Annotated in this window: 24 protein-coding genes; 8 read left to right on the top strand and 16 right to left on the bottom strand. The window is 59.2% G+C overall.

What is annotated here, in order from left to right:
- The first annotated feature begins 10 nt into the window (after positions 1-10).
- Entirely contained in the window at positions 11-1,126 is a 1,116-nt protein-coding gene (locus FHU12_RS05240; RefSeq protein WP_141967853.1) for a glycosyltransferase family 9 protein, read from the top strand.
- Here FHU12_RS05240 and FHU12_RS05235 read toward each other — a convergent pair.
- From FHU12_RS05235 to FHU12_RS05225, 3 genes are all read right to left on the bottom strand, one after another.
- The gene (locus FHU12_RS05235) at positions 1,050-2,273 is read right to left on the bottom strand and encodes an O-antigen ligase family protein (RefSeq protein WP_141967851.1); all 1,224 of its coding nucleotides are present in this window, start codon (positions 2,271-2,273) and stop codon (positions 1,050-1,052) included. The genes FHU12_RS05240 and FHU12_RS05235 overlap by 77 nt on opposite strands.
- Entirely contained in the window at positions 2,251-3,159 is a 909-nt protein-coding gene (locus tag FHU12_RS05230; RefSeq protein WP_141967849.1) for a WaaZ-like lipopolysaccharide core biosynthesis protein, read from the bottom strand. Before FHU12_RS05230 ends, FHU12_RS05235 begins: the two co-directional genes overlap by 23 nt.
- Before the next feature lie 1,094 nt (positions 3,160-4,253).
- On the bottom strand, positions 4,254-5,033 hold the full coding sequence (locus FHU12_RS05225) for a helix-turn-helix domain-containing protein (protein WP_260440696.1): 780 nt from the start codon (positions 5,031-5,033) through the stop codon (positions 4,254-4,256).
- A 754-nt stretch (positions 5,034-5,787) separates the two neighbouring features.
- Here FHU12_RS05225 and FHU12_RS05220 point away from each other — a divergent pair.
- The 4 genes from FHU12_RS05220 (at position 5,788) to FHU12_RS05210 (ending at position 10,600) form a co-directional block, all read left to right on the top strand.
- Complete coding sequence (locus FHU12_RS05220; RefSeq protein WP_141967847.1) at positions 5,788-6,654, top strand: helix-turn-helix domain-containing protein; 867 nt, start codon at positions 5,788-5,790, stop codon at positions 6,652-6,654.
- A gap of 519 nt (positions 6,655-7,173) precedes the next feature.
- Positions 7,174-7,347: a hypothetical protein gene (locus tag FHU12_RS27085; protein ID WP_185742278.1), complete on the top strand. Its 174-nt coding sequence runs from the start codon at positions 7,174-7,176 to the stop codon at positions 7,345-7,347.
- Between the two features lie 443 nt (positions 7,348-7,790).
- Positions 7,791-10,130, top strand: a complete 2,340-nt coding sequence (locus tag FHU12_RS05215; protein ID WP_141967845.1) for a membrane-bound PQQ-dependent dehydrogenase, glucose/quinate/shikimate family — start codon at positions 7,791-7,793, stop codon at positions 10,128-10,130.
- A gap of 227 nt (positions 10,131-10,357) precedes the next feature.
- Entirely contained in the window at positions 10,358-10,600 is a 243-nt protein-coding gene (locus tag FHU12_RS05210; protein WP_025303447.1) for a hypothetical protein, read from the top strand.
- A gap of 15 nt (positions 10,601-10,615) precedes the next feature.
- On the opposite strand, the gene FHU12_RS05205 is transcribed toward FHU12_RS05210, so the two are convergent.
- The gene (locus FHU12_RS05205; RefSeq protein ID WP_141972864.1) at positions 10,616-11,245 is read right to left on the bottom strand and encodes an alanyl-tRNA editing protein; all 630 of its coding nucleotides are present in this window, start codon (positions 11,243-11,245) and stop codon (positions 10,616-10,618) included.
- A gap of 85 nt (positions 11,246-11,330) precedes the next feature.
- Here FHU12_RS05205 and FHU12_RS05200 point away from each other — a divergent pair, with 85 nt between their 5' ends.
- The gene (locus FHU12_RS05200) at positions 11,331-12,266 is read left to right on the top strand and encodes a LysR family transcriptional regulator (RefSeq protein ID WP_141967843.1); all 936 of its coding nucleotides are present in this window, start codon (positions 11,331-11,333) and stop codon (positions 12,264-12,266) included.
- On the opposite strand, the gene alkB is transcribed toward FHU12_RS05200, so the two are convergent.
- Complete coding sequence (alkB, locus tag FHU12_RS05195; RefSeq protein ID WP_099817435.1) at positions 12,249-12,896, bottom strand: DNA oxidative demethylase AlkB; 648 nt, start codon at positions 12,894-12,896, stop codon at positions 12,249-12,251. The genes FHU12_RS05200 and alkB overlap by 18 nt on opposite strands.
- Before the next feature lie 139 nt (positions 12,897-13,035).
- Between alkB and rarD the strand changes: the two genes are divergently transcribed.
- A complete protein-coding gene (rarD, locus tag FHU12_RS05190; protein WP_141967841.1) occupies positions 13,036-13,914 on the top strand; it encodes an EamA family transporter RarD in 879 nt (292 codons plus the stop codon).
- 1 nt (position 13,915) lies between these two features.
- Here the strand turns inward: rarD and dhbA are convergent, their stop codons facing one another.
- The 11 genes from dhbA to citC all read right to left on the bottom strand — a co-directional run bounded on the left by dhbA (position 13,916) and on the right by citC (position 25,080).
- Positions 13,916-14,674: a 2,3-dihydro-2,3-dihydroxybenzoate dehydrogenase gene (gene dhbA / locus FHU12_RS05185; RefSeq protein ID WP_039565253.1), complete on the bottom strand. Its 759-nt coding sequence runs from the start codon at positions 14,672-14,674 to the stop codon at positions 13,916-13,918.
- 102 nt (positions 14,675-14,776) lie between these two features.
- Entirely contained in the window at positions 14,777-15,967 is a 1,191-nt protein-coding gene (locus FHU12_RS05180) for an isochorismate synthase (RefSeq protein WP_141967839.1), read from the bottom strand.
- A gap of 189 nt (positions 15,968-16,156) precedes the next feature.
- Positions 16,157-16,849, bottom strand: a complete 693-nt coding sequence (locus FHU12_RS05175; RefSeq protein ID WP_141967837.1) for a 4'-phosphopantetheinyl transferase family protein — start codon at positions 16,847-16,849, stop codon at positions 16,157-16,159.
- A gap of 161 nt (positions 16,850-17,010) precedes the next feature.
- Positions 17,011-18,240: a bifunctional glucose-1-phosphatase/inositol phosphatase gene (agp, locus tag FHU12_RS05170; protein ID WP_141967835.1), complete on the bottom strand. Its 1,230-nt coding sequence runs from the start codon at positions 18,238-18,240 to the stop codon at positions 17,011-17,013.
- 146 nt (positions 18,241-18,386) lie between these two features.
- Positions 18,387-19,850 (bottom strand): anion permease, encoded by a 1,464-nt coding sequence (locus FHU12_RS05165; protein ID WP_141967833.1) that lies wholly within the window; start codon positions 19,848-19,850, stop codon positions 18,387-18,389.
- 25 nt (positions 19,851-19,875) lie between these two features.
- Positions 19,876-20,760 (bottom strand): triphosphoribosyl-dephospho-CoA synthase CitG, encoded by an 885-nt coding sequence (gene citG, locus FHU12_RS05160; protein ID WP_141967831.1) that lies wholly within the window; start codon positions 20,758-20,760, stop codon positions 19,876-19,878.
- Complete coding sequence (citX, locus tag FHU12_RS05155; protein WP_025303457.1) at positions 20,741-21,289, bottom strand: citrate lyase holo-[acyl-carrier protein] synthase; 549 nt, start codon at positions 21,287-21,289, stop codon at positions 20,741-20,743. Before citX ends, citG begins: the two co-directional genes overlap by 20 nt.
- A gap of 3 nt (positions 21,290-21,292) precedes the next feature.
- Complete coding sequence (gene citF, locus FHU12_RS05150) at positions 21,293-22,798, bottom strand: citrate lyase subunit alpha (protein ID WP_141972862.1); 1,506 nt, start codon at positions 22,796-22,798, stop codon at positions 21,293-21,295.
- Positions 22,798-23,718, bottom strand: coding sequence for an aldolase/citrate lyase family protein (locus FHU12_RS05145; protein WP_141967829.1), 921 nt, complete (start codon positions 23,716-23,718; stop codon positions 22,798-22,800). Before FHU12_RS05145 ends, citF begins: the two co-directional genes overlap by 1 nt.
- On the bottom strand, positions 23,702-24,010 hold the full coding sequence (gene citD / locus FHU12_RS05140; RefSeq protein WP_141967827.1) for a citrate lyase acyl carrier protein: 309 nt from the start codon (positions 24,008-24,010) through the stop codon (positions 23,702-23,704). Before citD ends, FHU12_RS05145 begins: the two co-directional genes overlap by 17 nt.
- Positions 24,010-25,080, bottom strand: coding sequence for a [citrate (pro-3S)-lyase] ligase (gene citC, locus FHU12_RS05135; RefSeq protein WP_028127715.1), 1,071 nt, complete (start codon positions 25,078-25,080; stop codon positions 24,010-24,012). Before citC ends, citD begins: the two co-directional genes overlap by 1 nt.
- A gap of 313 nt (positions 25,081-25,393) precedes the next feature.
- Between citC and dpiA the strand changes: the two genes are divergently transcribed.
- Positions 25,394-26,080, top strand: coding sequence for a two-component response regulator DpiA (gene dpiA / locus FHU12_RS05130; RefSeq protein ID WP_021505854.1), 687 nt, complete (start codon positions 25,394-25,396; stop codon positions 26,078-26,080).
- The last annotated feature ends 50 nt before the right edge of the window (positions 26,081-26,130 follow it).

The following is a 26,130-nucleotide window of genomic DNA, read 5'->3' as shown; positions in this document are numbered from 1 at the left end:
GCGAACGGCAATGTCTAAACAGTGGAAAATAGCGGCGGCCAACGCCGGTTTGCGTCTCTATACCCGCATCGCGGGCAATTTCCGGCCCGCAGCGAGCTTCGATCCGCAGCAATCCTTTGAACGCATCGTGATTTTCTCCACCAGCGCCCTCGGCGATCTGATGTTCAATACGCCCGCCATCCGCGCACTGTGTGAGCGCTATCCCGGCGCGCAAATCACGTTGGTCTCCAGCCACAAAAACCGGCAGCTGGTCGAAGGCAGCCCCTGCTTTCATGACGTGATTTACTGGGATCACAAGGCTAAAGACATGTTGGGCGTTATCCGGCGCCTGCGAAAAAACCGGCCACAGCTGGCGGTCATCCTGCACTCGAAGGCCCCTTACGACGTGCTGGTCGCCATCGCCGCCGATTGCCAATACCTGTTCAAAGACGTTTATGGCAACAAACCGAGCGGCATGGAGCGCTGGCTGACCGGCGTCAGCCACAGCAGCGACGGCCATTTGATTCAGCGCAAGCTGGATATGGTGGGGCAATTGGGGTGCCGTACCGACAATCCTGACATGTTCATCCCGGTCGCTTTTCCCGCGCTTGAGAAACCGGCGGGCAAGATCCCGATCGGCTTTCAGATGGGCGCCTCCGAAACGCTGCGCCGCTGGCCGGTCGACCGCTTTGTTGAGCTGGCACAACGGCTGCTGGCGCACTCCCCCGACTGTCAGATCGAGTTGATTGGCAGCAAGGCGGAGCGCAGCCTCGAGCGGGAATTTATGGCGGGTTTGAGCGAGGAACAGCAACAGCGGGTGGTAAGCCATATCGGCGCGACCACGTTACCGCAACTGCTGGCGACGATCGCCAATCTGCAGGTGCTGGTGACCGGCGATACCGGGCCGCTTCACCTCGCCGTGGCGTTGAAAACCGCCACCGTCAGCCTGTTCGTCACCGCTAACCCGCGGCATACCGGCCCCTATCAGGACAGCGAACGACATCAGGTGATGCACGTGCCGGTTGACAGCGCCGCGCTGAGTGCCGCTGAGCGCCGCCAGCCGCTTAGTATTATCGCGGCGGAACAGGTGCTGGAGAAGACGCTGGCGGCGCTGTCGTCTGCACAGTCCCGATCGGCCGCCGTTTAGGCTGCGACAGCAGCAGCGCCAGCGGCAGCCAAAACAGGTACCAAAACTCCGCCGGATTGGCGATCACAAACATGCCCTGCGAACTGTAGAACACCAGCATAAACAGAAACAGGCCCGCCTCCCAGCGCCGCCCTGCGCGCCAGTGTGCGATGGCGAGCCGCACGCCATATCCCAGCAGCGCGAGCAACAGCAGGAAACCCACGCAACCGCCCTTCAGCAACGCGCCAAGGTACAGGCTGTGCGTAGTGTGGTTCAGCTCGCCGGTGTAATTGAGAAAGTTAAGCTGCTTATCAAAACCGTAGCCGAAGAAAGGTGCCTGCTCAATCAACGCCAGGCTATGCTGCCAGATGCTGATGCGAACAAAGCTCTGTTGATACAGCTCGCCAAAGCGGGTGAGCAACATCTCGCCGACTGCGCTGTAAACGACGGCGAAAAACACAGTCAGCACGCCTGGGAGCAAGATCCACAGCCACCGTCTCGGTCGCTGTCGATAAGGCATCGCCACCACCACCGCAAGCGCCAGCGCGATCAGCGGGCCGCGGCTTTGCGTCAGCACCATGAAAGCCAGCAGCGGCGGGATAAAGCACAGCGCCACTTTTTGCCCGGTATCGCGGAAAATCATCAGGCTCAACAAAATGGCGAGGGCGGCGTAACCGGCCAGATCGATCACGTTGCTCGGCCCCGGGTTGCGGGCGGTGGTCTCCCGCAGATGATAAATCGATGGGGTGTCGACCAGCGTCAGATACAGGCACAGCGCCGTCATACCGCTCAGCATCGCCCACTGCAGCTGGTGACGCCGCTCACCGTCGAGCAGCGTCACCAGCCAGGCGAGATAGAGCAGGATATAGGCGCTGTGGGTCAGGGCCGACGGCAGATCACCAGGCGTCTCGCCCCACAGTGCGCTGAGGGAATAATAAAGTAGAAACATCAGCGCCAATCCGGCGCCCCACAGCGCCTTGCGGTTGCTCAGCAACTGCCGCCGCAGCGGCGGCCAGGTGAACACGGCGGCCAGCCACAGCAGCGCCGCCAGATGAAACAGGTTGTTGACGCGGGTCTGCCCGCAAAAGATCGCGCTGAAAAACGCGAAGGCTAAAAACAGCGCGCTGCCGAAGCGATAACACCGCTCAGGCTTGCTGAAAGTAAACATTGCCGTCCACCTTCTCGAAGATGTCGCTGCCGATAGCGCTGTGCAGGGAAAGGTTTCTTATCGCGATCTGCTGCTTTTTCATGATCGCACCGGCGTGCCGGAAAGCGGGGATCACCAGCGACGCCACCTTGTCCGCCAGGAACGTCGGCAACCGATCCTGCTCGGTCTCGTAAAAACGCGGCTGGTGGAAGTTGTTCATGTCCAGCCCGGCGATAAACAGCTGCTTGAAGCCGAGATAGGCGATGATTTGCAGCGCCCAGTAGACCACGGTACCGGCATCGAAAATGCCGCAGCGGATATCCTGGCTGAAGCCGAGCGTGCGGCACATGGCGGCAAAGACCACGCCGTTTTCCCGGCAGTAATGATCCCACAGCGCGCCGCTGTCAATCCGGGGGCGGTAAATCTTGCAGGCCGCGTCTTCGACGATCGCCAAACTGCAGCCGACCGCCGCCTGGCCAAATCGGTCAAGGATCCGCGCCACGCCGTGCACGGTGGTGAACAGCGTCAGCTCAGGCCGTTGAATGACGTCGCGCACGATCTCTGGGCGGCTGTCGATAAAGCCCATGTCCACGATGACGTAGAAGCGAAAATCCACTTGCCGATGCAGAAAATAGGCGCCGTTGACTCCGATGGCGGGCATGGCGGGAATATTTTCGAAGCGCAGCGTCTTCACCGACGGGCCGGAGGCCGTCAACAGCACCTCACCCCGGCAGCTGTTGCGCAGTTCGCTCAGCGGGACGATCGGCACCGGCCGGTGCTTGTACCATAAGGCGGTGATTTCACCGCCTTCGCCGCGCGCGATCTTCACGTAGGGCCAGAGATTTTCGTTATGCCGATAAGGGCGCGCGTGGGAATAGCGATAGACCTGCTTAAAAAAAGAGCCCATGTGGCGGTGTCCTGTCCAGAGTGCGTGGCGATACCTACCGAGGCATCTTTCTGTATGCTCAGAATTTAAAAACATGTCAGCACTGGCCAGGCCGTACAGCGAGTATCTAAATATTCGTTTAGTGAGGCAATTTTTGTAATTTGAATTATTCGTCAACATATCACCAAGAGATATGTCCAAACGTTAATCAGGTGAAAAAATGTTGCAGTGCGTAAGTATCATAAAAAAGAAAAGCTCACTGCGTTTCCCGCCGTTTCGTCGGCAAAGCATGACATTCACGCCATGATGACCCGGTAACGCCTGCCGGATTTTGGCACGAGCAGAATAGCCATTGACTGCCAGCCTGAAGCAAAAGGCGATATCCGACCAGGGAGAACTCCGCGAACACATTTTTAGGTAAAATATACAGCCGCCGTCAGTGCTAGGATTAACTCGCTATCATTTTATGTGCACTTTCAATTAACGTTACCCTGTTATTTTCGCATTCGCCGATCTTCACGATCGGCTTTTTTATTCCCCGCGCACGCCATCCAAAATATCACTTTTTGGTAAGAAGCTTTGGAGCCGTTAGGGTTACATACCCACTGCATGCCTTTATTCTTCTGTGCATAGGTGTGCGTCCCAGAGAGATTATTGATGTTTCATTCGCCGGTGCCCAAGCCGGCTTTTTTTTAATTTCATCATCGGTATCAACAACGGCGAAAAATACCCGATTTTATACCGTGTCAGCCTCCCGATGTCGTACGCTGAATCTTTTACTTGATGGCGCCACCGTGTGACATGCCCCCACCGCCTTATCGCAAGATAAGGCATCCACATTTTTACCTATTCGTGAGGGTAGAGAACACTTTTCGGTAAAGAAGAAAGGCAAACACCCGCTATTATTCCAACTGTAGTTCTGTCATACCTATTGAATACCCCATGCTTACCGGCCCTCGCGGTCGGTTTTTTTTCTTTCTCGCCAGCCGACGAACCGGGCTCCTTCCATTCGCTTATGAAAGAGAGCCTGCGGTTGTCGTTAAACTAAATATTTATCAATCACATAGAAAAGCCACAGGCGTACTTTTACCTCTGATAAGGCCAATGAGAAAGGGTTATTTAATCGGAATAAAATACCACATGCTGATGTCTTCCTTTTCTCCTGGAGCAGGATCATGGATTTTAAACATCACATTTTCAACAATGGCAATATCCTGTGAAGCCAAAATCCCTTCATAAACTGACAGGATAAACTCGCTTTCATCCATCTTTTCTTCATTGCGCCTGATCGCCATGTATTTTGCCGATGAATTGTACAGTCCACAACTCAGTGGACTCTTAGCGATTATCTTTATTTGTCCCCGGCTCATTACCGGGGAAAGCAGTTGCACCCGCCTTTTTTTCTCATAATACTCATGCAAATTCAGGTATACCATGCTGCTGGGAAAAGGCGCTTTGTCGAAGCCAATAATCGGTTGATAATTTAAAAAAGGCCAATGGCTCAGGGTTCTAAATGTTCTCGGAGGGCAGCCAAATTGATTTGAAAAAGCACGGCTAAATGATTGCTGAGAACTGAATCCAGACAGTAAAGCAATTTCATAAATCTTCATATCCGTACGTTTCAGCAACAACGTCGAACGACTCAGCCTTCGCTTTCTGATATAGGTCCCTATCTTCATCCCTTGATACAGATAGAACATCCGCTGTAAATGCCCGATGGAATACCCTGACTTGATGGATAACGCTCTTATTGAAACATTACTTTGGGTATCAATAGCCTTTTCAATGATACAGATTATCTCATCTAAAATATTGCGTCTGAACTCGTTAGAACAATCCATAGTAAAGCCTGTCATCTTGCTATCTTTATTATTGAATGCACTTCTCTTCTTCATATAAAAAGCCGTTCAACTTGCTTTATATTGAAAATAGCATTCACATACCCATTAAAGCACCAAACTGTACAAAACCCTTTTCAGGGTAAAGGGTGTCGATTCACCTCTCGCACAAGATGAGACTCACAGAAAAGCCGTGTGGAAAAACGCTGATAAAGCGCAGGCGAACAGAAACACTCTCAGCGTTTATTTGTCATCAAAAATAAATCCTCCGGTCAGAGGGTAAATAGCTCGCTATTTTTTGCGAAAATGAAGCCCCCATACGCCTCCCTGAATGTCATTAGCCTGGATACACCATTTGGATTAGCCATTCTTTTATTGTGCAATCATCCGTGTATTTGCACCTTAACCATCCACCCTTAAACATAGAATAGTTAATTATTTCGATTCGAAAAGATGTTACTGTCAATAAATTGGAAGGCATATAAAGTTTTTATCTATCAATGAGTAAAAATTGCGCACCTCCCCGCTTTGCATCCCCTGTTGAAAATTTCAACAAATCAAATGAAAATCAATAAATTAAACACAAAGTAGATCATCACATCATGTTACGGCCGCGCGCCTGGTGCTGTTATTTTGCAAATGACACTTTTGAATACATTTTTTTTAATTCACCACGTTAATATGGCGCGCGTTCTATACTCAGGATATTGCCTAAAAGATCGGATCAATCAGGTCATTATCGTTGACTATCGATAGTGCGTTATTTTACCTGACGCAACCATTAGGCAGATAACTAAAAGGGAGCTCCTGCATGTTTATAACAAAAGTCATTGAGGAGCTGCTCGCCTGGGTCGAGGAAAGTGGGTTCAATGAGAAGCTCACTATTGAGATGCTTTCAGAAAAAAGCGGATATTCGCGTGGGCATATCCAGAAAGCATTTAAAGATGAAACAGGAATGACTTTCGGCAACTATGTGAGAGGCAGAAAACTCACTCGCGCCGCATTTATGTTGAAAGCGACGAGCCTCTCCATTTCCCATATCGTCAAAGAGCTAAAATTCCAGTCATACCAATCATTTGGTCGAGCATTTCGCAAGCAGTTCAGAACGTCGCCGATGCAGTATCGCAAGAGTAAATCGTGGGACGTGTCCTCTTCCATCCCCTTACTGTTTCTCGATGGCATACCCGAACATCGCTATGTACACCTGCCGAAATTTTTTGACGAATCAGGTGATTGTGTTGATGCCGAGATCTATCACTTCCACCCTGCTGCCTCGGCGCTACGGTTGGCGGCAATTGGTGGCATGCAAAAAACAGACGGCGGCATAATTAATTTTTTCAATTTTAAAGCCAGCGTCAAGAAAGAGAACCACGTTAGCATATATTTAAAGACAATCTATGTTTCTGAAGACGCTGACATTAGCACTGTTCTTGCCTCGCTGGCCGATGATGCGCAGGGAAAAAAAGACATGCAACTGTTTGCAGAATTCAGTTTTGATGGCGCAAGCGATGAGGCACAAAAATTCACACAAAGCATTTACACCAAATCCTTCCCTATCAATAAAGTGGGTATGGTCGACCGCTTTCTCATCGAAATAGTCACGCCAAAAGGTGACAATAGAGTAGAGATGAAAACCTACATCCCTATCGTGTTCCCGATCAAGAAGAGAGAGAAATGAGGCGTAAGCACCAGAATGAGAGCCATGCACACATCGGCATTACTATTTATTGAAGAAGGAAATAACTTCTATTAATCAATAAGCATCCATGATAGCTCAGCGATCAAAGTCACTCATTATCCACTCACCCATAAAACATCTACTTTGAGATTTATCCAATTGGAAAACCCCATAATGATTCCTGAAAAATCGAGTCCGGGTGGCGTCGGCAGAGCCGCCGAGAGGAGAGTCGCTTAGCCACTGATCGGCCGCATCAATATGATTAACGTACCAATACCTTACATATCAATGAGTTATGATAATTTGCTTTTTGTGCGATTATTCTTTTAACTATTTGTTTTTATTTGGTTTATTTAAACCCCCCTTATCTGGTCATACCTGCCGATTTTCTCTTTATCCCACCCGCCATCCGGTAGACATCCCCAGATAGTGACGATATTTTATTTCCATGAGATTTATTTCTACGGGTGCTATCAACATGCCTTAAACGTGAATGAAATCTGTCAGGAAAATGGAACCATGAGCATTCAAGTATGGTCAAAAAACTTAAAAAAACATTACCCAGACGTTAATGTGGAAAAGGTCACCGTCGGCGATCGCGGAAAAGGGTATATAGTCTATGTCGATGGAGAAAGAATGGCGTTGAACCATTTTTTTCGCCGTTTTTATCGACACCGACTTGATAAAGAATGACGTTACCCCTGACCCCAAGGGGTGTGAAACCCTGTTATTTAAAAAAATAACCCCGAATCATGTTATCACTCTAAATAATTAGCCTGGAGCGGCGCCCTCATTAATCGCACACATCACCGAAAGAGAGTATTTAGATTCTTTTTCATGCTAAAACTATAACGAGAAGAGACTGTTACAACCCAATATTTAATGAAGCGGTGATGAATATCTTATATCACGCACGCTCTGTCATTACTCAATACAAGGCTTTTATCTTGATTGGGTAACCGATCCCGCCCCCCACCCTATGAAATGGAAATTAAAACGGCAACCCCATGCCCTTAAAGCGTTAAAGAATGGCAAGTCTCAAGGCGGAGAAAGGCATGCCTTTCAGGCCGACAATTTCGCGCTTGGGTAACGATGGACAGCGATCCTCATCGGATTTAAAAGTCAAAGGAAAACATATGATTAAAACATCGTTTGGCAAGAGAGCCTCAGTAATCACGTTCTTCTGCTTGCTGGTTTTTTCTGGCGTGGCGTTAGCCGTGGGCGGCATTTGGCTTATCGCCCTCGGAGGATCGTTTTACTATGCCCTTGCCGGGATAGGCTATATCGCTGCCGCGCTACTGGTGCTCAAGCGCAGCAAATGTGCTTATTACTTAACCGGCCTATTGTTTCTCATGACGGCACTGTGGGCGCTTTGGGAATCAGGACTTAACTACTGGGCATTGTTCCCCCGCCTGCTGGTTCCCGCTGGCCTCGCTATCATTGCCGCGTTTTTACTCCCCGCATACCTGCACAGCGCCAAGAGTATAAAAAGGGCTTACATTGCAGGTACGGTATTATCTTTGGCGTTTGTGGTTTTCTTTATCGGCGCCTTCTTTCCCCATGGCGAAATTACACCTTCTGGCAACGCAACCTTTATCGAGAGCAAAAGCGATAATGCCCCTGCCGATTGGAGCGCCTATGGCCGCACGACGGAAGGAACGCGCTACGCGCCGTTCAATCAGGTGAACCGCTCAACCATCAAAGACCTGAGACTCGCCTGGGTTTATCGAACCGGCGATTTCAGGCCGGGCGTGGATCAAAACACCCCGCTCGCGATTGATGATTTGGTGTATAACTGCACCCCCAACGGTCTTATCACCGCCCTCGATGCCGATACGGGCAAAGCGCGCTGGGCATTTGACTCGCATTCCACTTCCCCCGTTTGGCAACGCTGCCGCGGTCTGGGTTACTACAAGAATGATGATGTCGCACCAGGCTCTTTGTGCGAAAAAGCGATCATTCACACCACGATCGATGCCCGCATCATTGCGCTGGATGCCAAAACGGGCCAGAAATGCCCCGCGTTCGGTCAAAACGGCGAGGTAAACCTTGGCCAGCATATGGGGGAGGTCAAACCAGGTTATTACTTCCAAACCTCAGCGCCCACTATTGCCAGAGGGAAAATTATCGTCGGCGGTTGGGTCATCGATAATGTGATGACCGGTGAACCCTCTGGCGTTATCAGGGCCTTTGACGCCAAAACCGGCGAGCTGGACTGGGCGTGGGATTTAGGCAACCCGGGCATCACCAAAGCCCCGCCGGCCGGAAGCACCTATACCCGCGGCACGCCTAATATGTGGACTACCGCCGCCTATGATGACCAATTAGGCCTGCTGTATGCGCCGCTGGGCAATGCCACGCCCGACTATTACGGCATGAATCGCCCTAAAAACTCGGACGACTACAACTCTTCCCTGGTCGCCATTGATATTGAAACCGGCCGCGAACGCTGGAAGTTCCAAACCACGCACCACGACATCTGGGATTATGACCTTGCCTCCCAACCCGCCCTGGTGGACGGTTTCGATGAGCAACACAACCCGGTGCCCGCCCTCTTGCTCGCCACCAAACGCGGGCAAATTTTTTACCTGAACCGTGAGACAGGCAAACCGCTGGCGCAGGTTGAAGAAAAAGCCGTACCGACCCAGGGCGCAGCGGTGGAAGAAAAGCTCTCGCCCACCCAACCATTTTCCGTCGGCATGCCGACCATCGGCGCCGAGCGCCTGACCGAAGCCAAAATGTGGGGAACCACCCTGTTTGACCAAATGGCATGCCGGATCCTGTTCAAAAAGCTGAACTATCAAGGCGACATGACGCCGATCGGTACGCGCCCCACGCTCGAACAGCCCGGCAATTTAGGCGGCCTCAACTGGGGGAGCCTATCGATTGATCCCGTGAACCATATGGCTTACATGAACGATGTGCGGATCCCGAATGTCTTCTGGTTAGTGGCACGAGACAACTATGAGCGCGTCGCGAAACGGTATCCGCAAAAGGTGATTGATGGCCATGGGCCTTCGCCCATGATCGGCACGCCATACGGCATGATCACGTTGATGTGGATGTCGCCGCTCGACGTGCCTTGCAACCAACCACCTTACGGCACGATCACCGCCGTCGATTACAAAAACAAAAAAATAGCCTGGCAGATCCCTGCCGGCACCGCCGAAAAAATGGGGCCGTTGGGCATCAGATCGCACCTGCCGATGCCGGTTGGCATGCCCACCTACGCGGGCACCATGACGACGTCCGGCGGCCTGGTCTTCTTCGCCGGCTTCCAGGACTACTATCTGCGAGCCTACAACAGCAGCACCGGCAAGGAGGTCTGGAAATATGCGCTGCCGGTCGGCGCAAGCGCGACGCCGATGAGTTACGTTTCACCTAAAACCGGCAAGCAATACATCGTCATTGTGGTCGGCGGCGCGGCGCATTCATCAGAAACCGGCGATTACGTCATGGCGTTTGCGCTCCCTTGACCACCAAGCTTAGCCCCCTGGCCTTTCAAACCGGTCAGAGGGCGGCATGCGGTAATGTTGACGGCGGCCGCCCATGGCCGCCGTCGCGTCAAGGAGATGAAGATGGGGAGAGCCCCAGTCACGATCCTGCGCCTTCCTTTTCATCACCCGATAAGCTTTCCAGGTGACGCTTGGCAGCGCACTCATTCTGTTATAATGTATCATGAGTTAACGTAAGGAAGACGACGATGAAAATCCAGCTGTCGCTGCTGTTTCTCAGCCTGTTGGCCGGCAAGGCCGCGGCGTTTCAGTCGAAAGTGCCCGAACCGCGCCCGGAACAGGCGCGCGCGGCGGAACAAAACATCGAAAATCTGTTTTACGGCTTTCACGCCATGGACGCCCAGCCGGTGAACATCGGCAGCTGCGCGGCAGTGCCGGTAGCGGGATGCCAATGCGCATTCTGCACCCAGCTGCGACAGGCCGGGCGTTGAGCCGCTCCCCCTTATTCAACCCAGCTCATACTGCACGCTCAGCTGCCCTTTCTTCATTTTTAGGCCGGTGATAACGATCGCGCCCACCTCGCCCAGCGTGGCCACATGGGTGCCGCCGCAGCCGTAAGCGGGCAGCTCGCCGAAACCGACCTGGCGCATACCGTCCACCGCCTGCTGGCGGCGCGGTAAATCGGCGGCTATCAAGCGCGCCAGCTCCGCCTGCAAAAAGTCCGCTTCTATCGTCTGCGCATCCGGTCCCGGCGCGAAAGTGACGCGCCCTTCCCCCGGCCAATGATGCGCCTTGACCGGCCGCCACCCCCGGGTTTCGCCCAGCCAGCCGATCAGATGCCCGCCGGAGTGCCAGCGGGCATGCAGCCGACGCTGCGCTTCATCGATTTGCATCGTGACCGGCCCGATCGGCAGCGGCGCGGCGGTAAAATGCACCACGGAATCCCCCTGCTGTTGCACCCGCAGCACGGCGACGCCGCCTAACACCCCTAAGTCGAACGGCTGGCCACCGCCCTGTGGATGAAACAGCGTAGCGTCCAACTCCACGGCGTAAGCGCCCGCCTCTGCCGGCACGCAGCTCAACACCTGCGCCTGGCCCTGTAAATCGTCGCTGTAGTAATAACGTCGTTCGGTCATCATTTTTCTCCTCGGTTCGAAGAGCCATTATATTCATGTCATAATCGGAGCATAATCCGCCACCATCACAATGGACCTTTGCGTCATGAGCACAAATCTTTCTTACGCGCTGTTGCCCGAAATGGCCATTTTCGTTCAGGTGGTAGAGAGCGGCAGCTTTTCCGCCGCCGCCCGGAAGCTGGGCGCTTCGCCTTCCGCCGTCAGCCGCAGCGTGGCGAAGCTCGAACAGGCGCTGGCGCTGCAGCTGCTGCACCGCACCACCCGCAAACTGCGGCTGAGCGAAAGCGGCGAAGAGGCGTTTGCGCACTGCCGCACCCTGCTGGCGGCGGCCGACGCGGTCATGGCGATCGGCGGGCGCGGCGCCGCGGAGCCCGAAGGACTGGTCAGCGTCAGCGTGCCCAAGGCGGTGGGCCGCTTCGTGCTGCATCCGCACATACCGGAGTTCCTGCGCCGCTACCCGAAGGTGGACGTGAGGCTGCGGCTGGAAGATCGCTACATGGATTTGATCGACGATCGGGTCGATCTGGCGCTGCGCATTACCGATCGCCCGTCGCCCGGATTGATCGGCCGCCAGTTGATGAGAATAGACCATCTGCTGTGCGCCACGCCGCACTACCTGGCGCAGCACGGCACACCGCAGCACCCGCACGATCTGGCGGCGCACAGCTGCATCTATCTGGGAGAAACGCCGAGCGACGCGCAATGGAAGTTCCGCCGCAGCGGCAAAACGGTGACGGTCAACGTGCGCGGCCGCTACGCCGCCAACCACACCGGCGTGCGGCTGGACGCGGTGAAACAGCATATCGGCATCGGCAGCCTGCCGTATTTTACCGCCCGCCAGGCGCTCGACGACGGCGAGATCGTGCAGGTATTGCCGGAATGGGATTTCCTCAGCAGCTATCACGGTGGCCTGTGGTTGCTTTACGCGCCTAACCAGTATCTGCCGCCCAAACTGCGGGTGTTTATCGACTATCTCGTCGCCTGCCTGGCGCAAGAGCCGCAGCTAAAGCGCCTTGCGTAGCGTGATGTTGATGCGGTGCGGCCCCACCAGCGAGTGGTAGCCTTCTTTGACCGGCAGGATGCCGTGAAAACAGAGCCGCGATGGGCCGCCCCACACCACCACGTCGCCGTGCGCCAAGGGGATGCGCCGCGCCCGGTCGCTGCGTTGCAGCCCGCCGAACTGAAATACCGCCGGCAGCCCGAGCGACACCGAGACGATCGGCGCACCGAAGTCGTGTTCGTCTTTATCCTGATGCAGCGACAGCTTGCTGCCCGGATCGTAACGGTTCATCAGGCAAGAGTCCGGCACGAAGGGGCCGAAGCCCGCCTGCTGCGCGGCTTCGTCCGCCAGCGCCATCAGGATAGGCGGGATCGGCGGCCAGCGTTTGCCGCTGCGCGCGTCGCGTTCCGAGTAACGGTAGCCGCGGCTGTCGCTGGTCCAGCCGTTGCCGCACCAGCTCATCGCCACCGACATCACGTGCCCACCGGGCGTGGTCAAATGCTGCCACGGCACCTGGGCCACGACGCCCTGCACCGCCGCCAGCAGCTCCGGCCCGTGATCGCGCACAAAACCGTGCATCACCACCGCGCCGGGGGCGATCTCTTCGCGCCACGGCGGCGGCAGCGCGTCTTCAAAAAGATCGATTGTCATCGCCATAACCTGTATGAATACACAGTAGTCATTGTAACCCGCCGCCGCCGATTGTCCAGCGCCCGGCAACGCCATTGTCGTTGGCGGCAAATTTCTCTACAGTAGCCGCCATAAAATCAATCACTCACCAGGAATGCGTGTGATTAAGGGCATTACTCTTTCGGTCGTCGCCTCCATCTTGTTCGGCGCGATGTATTACTTCACCTCTACCCTCACCCCGCTGAACGGCGAGCAGGTCTACGGCTGGCGCACGCTGCTGACGCTGCCGTTCCTGACGCTGTTCATGGCGCTGTCCGGCGATTGGCGCAAAGTGGGCGACACGCTGGCCTGGATCGGCCAACGGCCGCAGCGCCTGCTGGGCCTCCTGCTCACCTCGGCGCTGCTGGGGGTGCAGCTGTGGCTGTTCCTGTGGGCGCCACTGCACGGCAAGGCGCTCGACGTGTCGCTCGGCTATTTTCTGCTGCCGCTGACCATGGTGCTGGCGGGCCGTTTGATCTACCGCGATCGGCTGTCGCTGCTGCAAACGCTGGCGGTGGCGTGCGCCATGGTGGGGGTAGGCAATGAGCTGTATCAGGCGGGCGGCGTCTCGTGGCCGACGCTGGTGGTGGCGCTGGGCTATCCGCTCTACTTTATTTTGCGGCGGCGTTTCGGCACCGACAATCTCGGCGGGCTGTGGTGCGAACTGGCGCTGATGCTGCCGGCGGCGGCCTGGTTCGCCTTCGGCGACGGCGGCGCGGCGGCGCTGTCGATCAATGCCGAGCTGTATTGGCGCATTCCGCTGCTCGGCGTCATCAGCGCCGTGGCGCTGGTGTGTTACATCCTCGCCAGCCGCCTGCTGCCGTTCAGCCTGTTCGGCCTGCTGAGCTATGTGGAGCCGGTGCTGCTGGTGATCGTCGCGCTGCTGCTCGGCGAGAGCATCAGCCAAAGCGAATGGCCAACCTATCTGGCGATCTGGCTGGCGGTGCTGCTGCTGGCGGCGGAAGGCGCGCAGCACCTGCTGCGCCGCCAGCGGGTCTGACTCAGGCGGCCAGCGTCGCGCCGCCGTCGATCACGATGTCCTGCATGGTGATGTGGCTGGCCAGGTCGGAGGCCAGGAACAACACCGCGTTGGCAATCTCGTCCGGACGGGCGATTTTGCCCAGCGGGATCCCCAGCTTGAACATCTCGGGGAAGCCGGCGATGGTGCGTTGCTGCGCATCGTCGGTCTGCCACATGCCGCGCTGCATCGGCGTGTCGGTCGAGCCCGGCGACACCAGATTGCACCGCACGCCGAACGGCGCCATTTCCAGCCCCACGCAGTGGTTCAGGCTGGTCAGCGCCGCCTTGGAGGCGCAGTAGGCCGCCATCTGCGCGCGCGGTACATGCGCGGCGTTGGAGCCGATGCTGACGATCGCCCCGCTGCGCTGCGCCTTGAAGTGCGGCAGCACGGCGCGGAACAGGTAAAACGCCCCCGAAGCGTTGACGTTGATGCACTGATGCCAGTCATCCACGCTCAGATCTTCGGTATTGCCCATGCGCAGAATGCCGGCGGCGTTGACCAACACGTCCAGTCGCGGGTTCTCCGCCAGCTGTTGGCGGCACACCGCCTCCACCTGCTCCGGCCGGCTGATGTCCAGCGTCACGCAAGGGTAAGGCAGATCCGGATTGGCGAACTCGCGATCAAACCCCACCACCTCGGCGCCCTGCGTCAAAAAATGCCGGGCGATCTGCTCGCCGATGCCGCGCGCCGCGCCGGTCACCCACACGCGTTTGCCGGTGAAATCCATCTGAATGCTCATGCGCACACCGCCATCCGGGCGCACAGCCGGGTCATGTTGTTGTTCATCGTTATCTCCTGCGAAAAGGATAGGATGCGGCGCGCACTGCGCCGCAAAGAGGCCCTACAGCGCGCCGCTGTTCAGGCCGAAAGCGTTGAGCATGGTGCCCAGTTTGGCGGCGGTTTCCATCCACTCGGACTGCGGCGTCGAGGCGGCGACGATACCCGCGCCGGCGAACAGCTGCACCCGGTTGCCGCGCAGCAGGCCGCTGCGGATGACGATCGCCCACTCGCCGTCGCCGTTGACGTCGCACCAACCGACGATACCGCTGAACAGGCCGCGATCGTGCGGTTCCAGATCGGCGATCAGCTGGCGGGCACTCTCGGTCGGGAAGCCGCACAGCGCCGGCGTCGGATGCAGCAGGCAGGCCAGCTGCATCACGTTGAGATTCGGGTTCAGCAGCTCGCCGCGAATGCGGGTGGACAGGTGCCACATGGTGCCGGTGCTGAGCAGCGACGGGCCGCTGGGCACGCTCAGGCTGGCGCACAGCGGCGCCAGGTGGCGGCGAATGTCGTCGATCACCAGCTTGTGTTCGTATTTGTCTTTGGTCGAGCGCATCAGGCGTTCGCTGCCGAGGCGATCCTGCTGCGGATCGTCCTGACGGCGTGCCGAACCCGCCAGCGGGTTGGTGTGGATCTCGCCGCCCTGCTTGCGGATCAGCAGCTCCGGGCTGGCGCCGATCAGCACGCCGCCATCGGCCAGCGGCAGGGAAAAGTGGTAACCGGTCGGGTTCTGCACCATCAGGTTATTGAGGATCTGGTGGCCCGCCACCGGCTGCTCCAGCTCGATGTCGAGGACGCGCGACAGCACCGCCTTGTCCAGCTTGCCCTGTTTAAAGCGGCTGACCGCTTCCGCCACCGCATGCTTGAAGCGCGGCTCGTCCGGAATGCTGGTGCAGGCGGCCAGGCGATGCGGCTGTTGCAGTATCGGGCGCGCGGCGCGGGTAAAGCTGTCGTTGGCGACAAACTGGCAGTTTTCAGGCACGTACAGGCTGGAAGGCCGGCGCGTATCGAACGGAATGGCGCCCACCACCACCGGCGTCTCCTGGCCGGCGGCTTTGGCGCGCGCCAGCGCCTGGCGGATATGCTGCGCCAGCGCGCTATCTTCCTGCTCGCCGCCGAACGCCGGCGTCTCGATACGCTCGAACACGCCGCTGGCGGAGAGGGAACGGAATTCGGACCGGTACAAAAAGGTCGATTGTTCGGCGTACACAAACCCGGGGAAGGTTTGGTTTTCTGTCGTCAGTGTCGCCACTAGACCACTCCTTTGTTGCGCCTTACCAATGATAATGTTTATGCGAATAATTATCATTAGCTATAAAAGGAGGATAAATTACACCGGATCCCCACCGTGGGTCAATCTCCGATGAATGAATCTTTCCGCCCGCTGCGGCAAATCCGCGTTACGGCAAAGTAAGAAATAACACACTGTTATTATTGTGTTTTAGCAGAAAATAAAAGTCGTGACGTCGTCACCTTCACGCCAAAAACGCCCGTTAAACCGGCGGCCGGCGGGGCAATTTGGCGTCAAGGTCTTAAGCAACGCTAATACAAACGTCTGCCGCTGCGTATCCACGGCGACCATGCGCGCATCGAGAAAATCGAAGTAACAGCGCACCTGCGGATAAAGCGCCTTGAACAGGCTCTCTTTGGCGGAAAACGTCAGCGTCAGCAGCTCATTGAACGGCAGCGCCTCGCGCAGCAATGTCTCGCGCTCCGCCGGGGAAACGATCGCCCCCCACAGCTCCTCCGCCCGCACGTCGGAGAGCAGCGTCTCCACATCCAGCCCAACGCCGCCCAGCCCGCTCTCGCGGTGCACGGCGCACAGCGCGGTATCCGAATTATGGCTCAGCGCCCCGGCGATGCCCGGCGGCCACTGCGGCGCGCGATCTTCGCCGCGCGCCAGGGTGAAATCGGCAAAACCGAGCGGCGCCAACAGCTGCCGCGCCAGAACACGCCCGGCCAGATACTCCGCGCGGCGCTTCGGCACCGCGCGCGCCAGATGCTCCGGCAGCGCAAAGCCCGCCTCGGGAAAATTCTCGTCGCGATACTCCGCCAGCGCAAACTGGCAGCGCGCCACCTGGCCCGGATAGCCGTCCGGCGTGAAAAATTCGATATTGCGGATAAAAGTGGGCAACGGCGATATCCATGATAAGCAGGCAGGCTGATGATGTTAGCCCCCGAAACGGCCTGCAACAATGACCCTGGGCAAAATAAATGGCGTTAAGACCGGCACGGCGGCGCGTTAGCCGGGATGGGGAGAGGCCTCTCCCCCGCGCACGGGAGAGAGGGTGGGCATTACAAGATGCCTTTCATGGTCTTCTCGAAATCGCTCCAGGCGCAGAAGCCGTCTTTGTCGATCGGGCAGCCTTTCAGCGCCAGCGTCACCCGCTGCGGCGGGGTTTGCAGCGTCAGCGGCGTCGCCTTGCGCAGCTGTTCGGTGGACTGATAGACGTACTCGATCTTCAGCAATTCACGGTCGTTCTGCGCGTCGCGCCAGCGCTGGAACACCAGTTTGCCGCCGATCGGCGTTTTCTCATACTGCTGCGGCAGCTGATAAGGCTGGAACTGCATGGCCGACAGCAACGAGGCAATATTGGAATCGTGGCCGACCAGCACCGTCAGCTTCGGCGCGTCCGGTTTGCGCTCGCCGAGCAGCGCGTTGTTGATGTAGGTCAGCAGCGGTTTGGCGACGTTCTGCGCCACCACCTGCGAGGTGAACAGCGAGTCCTGATAGCCGTCTTTCAGCTGCGCCAGCTGCTGCCACTGGTGCGGGGTGGCGATTTTGCCCCAGGCCACCTCTTTCATCGGGAAACCTTCGTAATACTGCAGCATAAAGGCGTCCACCAGCGAGTTGCCCACCCGCAGCGGGCCGGAGACGCCCGGCTCTTTGCCCGGCACCGCGCTCATCACGCTGGCTTCTTTGGTCAGGTCGCAGTGTTTGTCGGTCTTGCAGGCGGCGGAATCCTTGTAGTCGATGATCTTCGCCAGCTGTTGGTAAGCCGCGTCCAGCTTCAGCGAGCCCAGCGCGGCGTTCATCGCCGCCAGCGCCTGCTGGTTGAAGGCTTCGCTGGTGTCGGTGATGATCGGGTTGAAGGTCGGATCCATCTCGCCCATCTTGTCCTGATGGTGCACGCTGACGTCGCAGCCAGGGAACGCGCCGTTGCTGAAGAACTGCGCGGTGGCGACCGTGCGCTGCAGGCTGTTGGCATAGACGTACACGCTGCCGGCGGTCGGGCAGCCCTCTTGCGGCAACAGGCCCGTCTGCTTCAGCCAGGCGTTGAAATAGTGCCCCATATACACTTCCAGCACCCCGCCCTTGGTGGTCAGCTGGCCGCCCGGCGTTTCCCAGGCCGGCCAGGCCTTCGGCGTGGACTGCGCCAGCACGCTGCCGTTGTTGGCCAGCGGCGCACGCAGGTTATGGCGGCTCATCACCAGCACCTGCTCCAGCTGATAACCGCCGGCGTCCGCCAGCGCGTTCCCGGTGAATAACAAAGGCAGGCACAGCAATAACGTTTTTTTTCTCATCCGCAGAGGCTCCCGGAAAATGATTATTTTTAAGGTGTTAGCGTTTGCCTGCGTATGATGGCGGGGTTAGTGTGACAAGTGTGTGACAGGGTTCACGGGAAAGGATCGTAACCGCGGCCACCGGGCGGTGGCCGCGTGGCTTCAACTCAGTACCACAGGCTCATGATCGGCCAGCCGATCAGCAGCAGCGCGGCGATGTACACCACGCCGAGAATGCCGCCCAGGCGCCAGTAGTCTTTCGACTTCACATAGCCGCAGCCGTAGATGATCACCCCCGGCCCGGTGGCGTACGGCGTCAGCACGCCCATGATACCGATCGACAGCACCAGCAGCATAGACAGTTGCTCCATCGGCACGCCCGGCAGCCCTTTGCCGACCGCCAGGATCACCGGCAGCATGGTGGCGGTGTGCGCCGACAGGCTGGCGAACAGGTAGTGGGCGAAGTAGAACACCAGCACCAGCGCCACCACCGTCATGTTCGGCGAGAAGCCGTCCAGGTGGGTGCTCATGGTCTGGGCGAACCAGTCGATAAAGCCGGAGCGCGTCAGGCCGTTGGCCATCACCACCAGCGTCGCCAGGTTAACCAGCGTGTTCCAGGCGCTGGAATATTTGGTGATCTCTTTCCACGACACCACGTGCAGCGCCAGCATCAGCGACACCGCCAGCAGACACACTGCGGTGGCGTCCAGCATTTTGCCGCCGAACACCCACAGGCACAGGCTGAGCAGCACCAGGCCGATCAGGGTGTATTCCTTGCGCGTCAGCTTGCCCATTTCCCCCAGCGCGGTATCCGCCCAGGCGGCCACTTCGCTGCTGTGGGTCACACCCGGTTTGTACAGGTAGTAGGAGATCAGCGGCGCGATGATCAGCAGCAGCAGGCCGACCGGCAGGAACGCCAGGAACCACTGCATCCAGCTGATGTGCACCCCGGCAATCTTGCCGACGAACTCGATGCCCAGCACGTTCGGCGCGGCGCCGGTGACGAACATCGAGGAGCTGATGCTGGTGCCGACCACCATCATCCACATCAGGTAACCGCCGATGCGGCGTGAAGAGGGGTCGTTAGGGAAAGAATCGAACAGCGGCGGCAGGTTTTTCACCACCGGGAACACCGTGCCGCCAGTGCGCGCGGTGTTGGACGGCGTGAACGGCGCCAGCAGGATATCGATGATCACCACCGCATAGCCCAGCGTCAGCGTGCGCTTGCCCATGAACTTCACCAGGAACAGCGCGATGCGCCGCCCCAGCCCGGTGGCCTCATAGCCCAGCGCGAAGATAAAGGCGCCGAACACCAGCCAGACGGTGGTGCTGGAGAAGCCCGCCAGCCCCCATTTCAGCGCCTCTTTACCGGCCTTGAAGCCCGGTTCCGCCAGCTCCTGCGCGCCGAACAGCACCCAGTTGGCGCTGAGCACGCTGACGGTCACCGCGATAAAGCTGATGGCGGTGGCCGGGATCGGCTCCAGAATCATGCCGACGATCATCGCCACGAAGATGGCGAAGTAGTGCCAGGCCTGCGGCGGCATGCCGTCGGGCACCGGTATCAATAACAGGATCGCGAGCACCGCCAGTGGCGCTATCGCTTTCCAGACCTTTTCCTGGGTTTGGGACATTGGGACTCTCCTGAAGGCTTGGTTATTATTCTTGGGCACCCAGCTGCGCCAGCAGCCAGGTCACTATCAACAGGTCGGCGCTGCCGCCGGGGCTGAGGTTACGGGCGATGCAGTCGGCATCGAAGCGTTGCAGACGCGCCAGGCCCGCTTCCCCGGCCGAGCCGCCCTGCGCCAGCAGCCAGGCCGCCCGGCGCCGCAGCCAGCGCAGCCCGTGCAGGCCGCCGCGCGAGGCGACGTTGGTGTCGTCGTTGTGGGCCATCAGCCACAGCAGGCTGTCCAGCAGCGCCCGCTGTTCGTCGCCATCGGCGGCCAGCCGTTGCCGATACAGCGGCAGCGCGCCGTCAATGACCAGCCGGAAACCCGCCTCCGCCTCGCCGCGTGCGCCGCTCAGCTCGTGCGCGGCGAACAGCCGCTGGCCGGCGGTCTGCCCGGCGTTGTTGCGCCGCAGCTCGCGCTCCACCAGCCCCCGGCACATCGCCGCCACCTCGGCGCACAGCGCTTCGGCGCCGATGGCGCGGCCCTGCTGCTGCAGGCGGCCGAAGGCGGTGCACAGCAAGCCGAGCGAGAACACGCTGCCCTTGTGGGTGTTAATGCCGCCGGTGGCGCGAAACATCTGGTTTTCGCAGGCCAGGCCAAGCGGCCGCAGCCGCGCCAGCTGCTGCTCTGCCGGCAAAACGGCGTCTTCGCGCCCGCGTTGGATAAAGCGCGGCAGCCACACGCCGATGGCGCGGGCGCTGCGGTAGAAGTGCCCGAGATCCATGTCGCGGTGTGCGCCGGTATTATGGCGATCCACCAGCCCCGGTTTGGGCGTGAGGTTGACCTCCACCAGCAGCGCGCGGAAAGCGGCGCGGGCGAAGTCGCAGGCCGGCTCGGTGCGGCGGGCAGGCAGATTAATCGGCAGAGATCGCATCGTTGAACATCCTTTCCATTTCATGCAGCAGCTGCTCGCTGCTGTGCCTCCGTTGGCGGGCGCAGATCTTGGCCGGTTGGCCGCACAGCAGGCAGCGCCGTTCCGGCAGGCCGATGTCGCGGCGCGACAAAATGCGCCCCCGCGTATCCAGCACGTCGATATCCCACAGCCGGCCGATCGGGCGGCTCACCTCCAGCTGCATGGCGCAGTCTTTCACCCGCTGGGCATCGGCGCGCAGCGCCACAAACCCTTCGCAGCCGGTGGCGAGCGCCAGCGCCTCGGCCTGCGGGCTGGGCCAACCCTGTTCGGCGCACAGCCGCAGCAGCGCCGCCCACCCCAGGTTGAAGATGCCGCGCGTCAACGCGCTGTCCTTCACCGGACCGGGCACCACCAGCGTCAGCACCAGCAGCGTGCACTCGTGCTGCGCCAGCCACGCCTGCTGGCGCGCCTGGCGGCATTCGCGGCTGGTGAGCAGCTCCGGCAGACTGACCGCACGTTCGGCGGCCAGCTGGGGATCGACGGCGGCCATCGTTTACTCCGCCACCTGATGCACCACGTCGATCACCGAGCCGTCGCGGTAGCGCACCACCGCCACCACCTTGTCGGTAAAGGCGATCGGCTGCGGTTCGCCGGTCAGCTGCAGCGCACGGGCGCGCAGCCAGTCGATGCTCACCACCTCGAGCCCGGCCTCGCGCAGGCGCTGCGCCAGATCCGGCCGCGCCGGATTGACGGCGATGCCGTGGTCGGTCACCAGAATGTCGATGCTGGAGCCCGGCGTGACGCAGGTAGTCACCTGCTCCACCAGCGTCGGGATGCGCCCGCGCACCAACGGCGCAACGATGATCGCCAGCCGCGCGGCGGCGGCGGTGTCGCAGTGGCCGCCGGACGCGCCGCGCAGCACGCCGTCGGAGCCGGTCAGCACGTTAACGTTGAAGCCGGTGTCGATTTCCAGCGCGCTCAGCACCACCACGTCGAGCCGATCGACCGACGCGCCCTTGGAGCTGAAGTTGGCGTACTGGTTGGCGCTGATTTCGATATGGCGCGGGTTGCGCGCCAGCGAGGTCGCCGCCGCCCGATCGAAGCTCTGCACGTCCAGCAGCTTGCCGATCAGCCCTTTCTCGTGCAGATCCACCATGGTCGAAGTGATGCCGCCGAGGGCGAACGCGGCGCGAATGCCGCGGGCGCGCATCTTGTCTTCCAGGAACCGGGTCACCGCCAACGAGGCGCCGCCGGTGCCGGTTTGCAGCGAGAACCCTTCGGTGAAGTAGCCGGAACCGGCGATCACCTCGGCGGCGCGGCGGGCGATCAGCAGCTCGCGCGGGTTCGAGGTCATGCGCGTGGCGTCGGCGCCGATCTTGTCGGCGTCGCCCACCCGCTCCAGCTGCACGATCAGATCCACCCGATCCTGCGCCAGGCTGGCGGGATGATGCGGATACGGCACCAGCTGCTCGGTCAGCAGCACCACGGTGCCCGCCGCTTCGGCGTCCACCCGCGCATAGCCGAGCGAGCCGCAGCAGGCTTCACCGCTGTAGCCGTTGGCGTTGCCGAACTCATCGCAGGCCGGCACGCCGAGGAAGGCCACGTCTATCTTCAGCTCGCCGGATTCGATCAGGTTGACCCGGCCGCCGTGCGAGTGAATTTGCACCGGCTCCGCCAGCAGGCCGCGCGAAACCGCGTCCGCCAGCGGGCCGCGCAGCCCGGAGGTGTAAATGCGGCTCACCACACCGTGGCGGATATGCTCAACCAGCGGCGCATGGCAGTCGGTCAGCGAGCTGGACGCCAGCGTCAGGTTGCGGAACCCCATCGCCGCCAGCGTCTCCATCACCTGATTGAGGGTCAAATCGCCACCGCGAAACGCATGGTGGAAGGAAATGGTCATGCCGTCCTGCAGCCCGCTGCGGCGCACCGCTTCCTGCAAGGAGTCGCACAGCTTGAGATCGCGCGGTTTGCGCGCCTGCAGGTTGGCTTTGGACACGTCCTGATAGCCCGGCAGATCCGCCGGGTTGGCGAAGGTCATCAATCGTTGTTGGCGGTTCATCATGCTTCCTCCCCGTGCTGCGCCGGTTCTTCCCGTAAGCCGGACAGCGCGGCGCGCTCCAGCACCAGCCGGGCGCGTTCAATCACCGGGCTGTCGACCATTTTTCCGTTGAGCGACACCACGCCGCGCCCTTCCCGCTCCGCCGCTTCGGCGGCGTCCACCACCCGCTGCGCGTGCGCCACCTCTTTGGCGCTCGGCGCGTACAGGTTGTGCAGCAGCTCAATCTGGCGCGGGTTGATCAGCGATTTGCCGTCGAAGCCGAGCTGTTTGATCAGCGCCGCTTCCTGCAGGAAGCCGGCTTCGTTGTTGGCGTCGGAGTAGACGGTGTCGAACGCCTGAATGCCGGCGGCGCGCGCCGCCTGCAGCAGCGAGCAGCGGGCGAACAGCAGCTCGATGCCCTCCGGCGAGCGCTCGGTGCGCAGGTTGCGCACGTAGTCTTCCGCCCCCAGCGCGATGCCGATAAGCCGCGGCGAAGCGTGCGCGATCGCCACCGCGTGGGTGATGCCCTGCGCCGATTCGATCGCCGCCAGCAGCCCGGTGCTGCCGACCGCCCGCCCGCAGGCCGCCTCGATGGCGGCGATCTCGCGCTCCATGTCGACAACGTCCTGCGCGCTGTCGGTCTTCGGCAGGCGCACGATGTCCGCGCCGCCGCGCACCACCGCCTGCAGGTCCGCCAGGCCGTAGGCGGAGTCGAGCGCATTGACGCGCACGATGGTTTCCACCTCCTGGTACAGCGGATGCTGCAGCGCGTGGTACACCAGCCGGCGCGCCGCGTCTTTTTCACGCAGGATCACCGAGTCTTCCAGATCGAACATCAGGGCATCGGCCTGGTAGATAAAGGCGTTGCTGACCATCGCCGCGTTGGCGCCGGGAACGAACAGCATGCTGCGGCGCAGCCGGGTTTTATTCAGCGTCTTCATCTTTCGCCTCCCACGGCAGTTGGCCGCCCTCGCAGGCGCGCATCAGCGCGGTTTCCAGCCGGGCGCGCAGCACGCAGTCCAGCGCCCCCTTGTCGTCGACGATCACCTGCACCGGCTCCACCTCATAGCGCTGCAGCACCTCCAGCAGGGTGTGGCGGATCGCCGTGCCGAACTGTTTTTCCACGCTGCTGGCGATCAACAGATCGTGCTGCGGCCCCTCAGCGGGCGCGATGCGCACCATGACATCGCTGGATTCCAGCGTGCCGGCCATTGCTTCTCGGATAATTTTCATCATTCACCTGATTGTGCGGACTCAAAAGGATGCGGGGCCGCCTTGGCCCGGCGCTGCGTTTGCAGATCCTGCAGGTAGTACAGGGTGTCCGGCGGCACCAGCGGCGCGGCGGCGTGGAAGTCCCCCGCCGCCAGCAGCTTGCGCACCCAGGAGGCGGAGATCGCCGTGCCCTGATATTGCAAACGCTCGATTTCCACCAGCGCGATCGGCGGGCTGGGCAGCGCCGGCGTTTCCAGCCAGTAACGCATGTCGCGGTTGTATTTCGCGGTTACCGCGCAGAACGGCTCGTTGCCGACGAAGCGGTGGGTAATGCCCAGCGCGGGCGCCAGATACTGGCGGAAGATCTTCAGATCGATTTCGGTGTAACAGTCGTCGGCCACGCCCTGATCCTTGATGAAGTAACAGGGGAAGGTGGCGCGCGAGATCACGTACTGCGAGCCTTCGTGTACCGTAAGGTTGGGGATATCGGCGGTGCCGGCCAGCACCAGCCGGCGCCGGTCTTCATAGCTGAAGCGCGAGGTGTTTTCCTTCACCAGAAACAGGTGCAGCCAGTCGCAGCGTTTGGCCGCCTGACGCACCAGATACTGATGCCCGCGGGTGAAGGGGTTGGCGTTCATCACGATACTGCCGATGGTCTCGCCCGGCCGGCGCTGGCTCGCCAGCTGGGCGGCGTAGCGCTTCAGGCGGCACGGGCTGTTTTCCATCAGCACCACGATGCCCGGCACGGTGGCGATCGGGTAGAAACCGCACTGGCGGAACAGCGGCTCGTTCTGCACCTTGGTGTAAATAAACAGCTGGGTGTGATGGCGCTCGTAGGCCAGGTTCACCAGCTCGGTCGCCAGCGCCAGCGCCAACCCTTCGCCGCGCATCAGCGGACTGATGGCGACGCATTTGATAATATTGTCGGCGATGCCGCCGCAGGCGACCAATTTGTCGTGCTGGGTAACGGTAATAAATATTTCAACCGTGGTGTCGATATTCAGATCGTTACTGCGCAAGAAGGCGCTTATTTCCGAAATCGCTTTATGATCCGATCGCTTTACCCGATTAAATACGGCATCGCCTAACATAACACGCTCTCTGGGTTAACTGACAAACAACAAATTAAATACAAAAAAGCATTTTAATTAACATCAACAAGGATAATTAAAACCTTAAAAACCATGGAGATAAACGCCATCTCGCGTTCGATAAATCAATGGTAAACAGAAAAAAAACGCCGATTATTGACCTATTTCACAAACCGTTCCCGGTTAATAAGTTATTTAATGTTCTTTATTTGCTTAATTAATCTTATGGTGTTTATTATTGAGATAATCTTTATTTGTCGCCGCAATTTACTTACATTCATTTAGCATCTTGATTGCAATAGTAGGTTTCATTATGGAATGGCTGAACATCCTGATCGTTGAAGACGAAACGCCGCTGGCGGAAATGCACGCGGAGTTTATCCGCCAGAACGGCGGCTGCCGCCAGATTTGGCTGGCCGGCACTCTGGCGCAGGCGCGCGCCATGACCGAGCGCTTCAAGCCGGACCTGATCCTGCTGGACAACTTTCTGCCCGACGGCCAGGGCATCACCCTGCTGCGCGAACTGACGCTGAGCGGGTATCGCGGCGGCATCGTGTTCATCACCGCCGCCAGCGACATGGCCACCGTGGCCGAGGCGTTGCGTTACGGCGTGTTCGACTACCTGATCAAACCGCTGGCCTATGACCGGTTGAGCCAGACCCTGCAGCGCTTCAGCCAGCGCCGCGAAGCGCTGAAGGACAAAGCGCGCCTCAACCAGCGCCGCATCGACGAGATGTTCAACACCTACGCCCGCGGCGAACAGCAGGCGGCACTGCCCGCCGGCATCGACGAGCTGACGCTGGGCAAGGTCCGCGCACTGTTTGCCGAACCCGCCGCGCGCCACACCGCTGAAAGCGTTGCGCAAAAAATGGGGCTCAGCCGCACCACCGCGCGCCGTTACCTGGAGTTTTGCACCGCCGCGCAGCAGCTGCGCGCCGAGATCATTTACGGCAAGGTCGGCCGCCCACAGCGGATCTACCGCGCTGGCGAACCGCATTAACGGTTATTTGATCGCCCTTGCAAGGTTGCGTGTAACCGCTTTACTTTTTA

Origin of the sequence: Serratia marcescens, from assembly GCF_006715005.1 — a bacterium.
Classification (GTDB): Bacteria; Pseudomonadota; Gammaproteobacteria; order Enterobacterales; family Enterobacteriaceae; genus Serratia; species Serratia montpellierensis.
Note: the sequence above shows the minus strand (reverse complement) of the source record. Positions and strands in the feature narration are given on the sequence as shown.

Excerpts from the sequence above, each read along its gene's own strand:
- FHU12_RS05240 (WP_141967853.1), top strand. The coding sequence starts at position 11 with ATGTCTAAACAGTGGAAAATAGCGGCGGCCAACGCCGGTTTGCGTCTC.
- FHU12_RS05235 (WP_141967851.1), bottom strand. The coding sequence starts at position 2,273 with ATGTTTACTTTCAGCAAGCCTGAGCGGTGTTATCGCTTCGGCAGCGCG.
- FHU12_RS05230 (WP_141967849.1), bottom strand. The coding sequence starts at position 3,159 with ATGGGCTCTTTTTTTAAGCAGGTCTATCGCTATTCCCACGCGCGCCCT.
- FHU12_RS05225 (WP_260440696.1), bottom strand. The coding sequence starts at position 5,033 with ATGAAGAAGAGAAGTGCATTCAATAATAAAGATAGCAAGATGACAGGC.
- FHU12_RS05220 (WP_141967847.1), top strand. The coding sequence starts at position 5,788 with ATGTTTATAACAAAAGTCATTGAGGAGCTGCTCGCCTGGGTCGAGGAA.
- FHU12_RS27085 (WP_185742278.1), top strand. The coding sequence starts at position 7,174 with ATGAGCATTCAAGTATGGTCAAAAAACTTAAAAAAACATTACCCAGAC.
- FHU12_RS05215 (WP_141967845.1), top strand. The coding sequence starts at position 7,791 with ATGATTAAAACATCGTTTGGCAAGAGAGCCTCAGTAATCACGTTCTTC.
- FHU12_RS05210 (WP_025303447.1), top strand. The coding sequence starts at position 10,358 with ATGAAAATCCAGCTGTCGCTGCTGTTTCTCAGCCTGTTGGCCGGCAAG.
- FHU12_RS05205 (WP_141972864.1), bottom strand. The coding sequence starts at position 11,245 with ATGACCGAACGACGTTATTACTACAGCGACGATTTACAGGGCCAGGCG.
- FHU12_RS05200 (WP_141967843.1), top strand. The coding sequence starts at position 11,331 with ATGAGCACAAATCTTTCTTACGCGCTGTTGCCCGAAATGGCCATTTTC.
- alkB (WP_099817435.1), bottom strand. The coding sequence starts at position 12,896 with ATGACAATCGATCTTTTTGAAGACGCGCTGCCGCCGCCGTGGCGCGAA.
- dhbA (WP_039565253.1), bottom strand. The coding sequence starts at position 14,674 with ATGAGCATTCAGATGGATTTCACCGGCAAACGCGTGTGGGTGACCGGC.
- agp (WP_141967835.1), bottom strand. The coding sequence starts at position 18,240 with ATGAGAAAAAAAACGTTATTGCTGTGCCTGCCTTTGTTATTCACCGGG.
- FHU12_RS05165 (WP_141967833.1), bottom strand. The coding sequence starts at position 19,850 with ATGTCCCAAACCCAGGAAAAGGTCTGGAAAGCGATAGCGCCACTGGCG.
- citG (WP_141967831.1), bottom strand. The coding sequence starts at position 20,760 with ATGCGATCTCTGCCGATTAATCTGCCTGCCCGCCGCACCGAGCCGGCC.
- citX (WP_025303457.1), bottom strand. The coding sequence starts at position 21,289 with ATGGCCGCCGTCGATCCCCAGCTGGCCGCCGAACGTGCGGTCAGTCTG.
- citF (WP_141972862.1), bottom strand. The coding sequence starts at position 22,798 with ATGAACCGCCAACAACGATTGATGACCTTCGCCAACCCGGCGGATCTG.
- FHU12_RS05145 (WP_141967829.1), bottom strand. The coding sequence starts at position 23,718 with ATGAAGACGCTGAATAAAACCCGGCTGCGCCGCAGCATGCTGTTCGTT.
- citD (WP_141967827.1), bottom strand. The coding sequence starts at position 24,010 with ATGAAAATTATCCGAGAAGCAATGGCCGGCACGCTGGAATCCAGCGAT.
- citC (WP_028127715.1), bottom strand. The coding sequence starts at position 25,080 with ATGTTAGGCGATGCCGTATTTAATCGGGTAAAGCGATCGGATCATAAA.
- dpiA (WP_021505854.1), top strand. The coding sequence starts at position 25,394 with ATGGAATGGCTGAACATCCTGATCGTTGAAGACGAAACGCCGCTGGCG.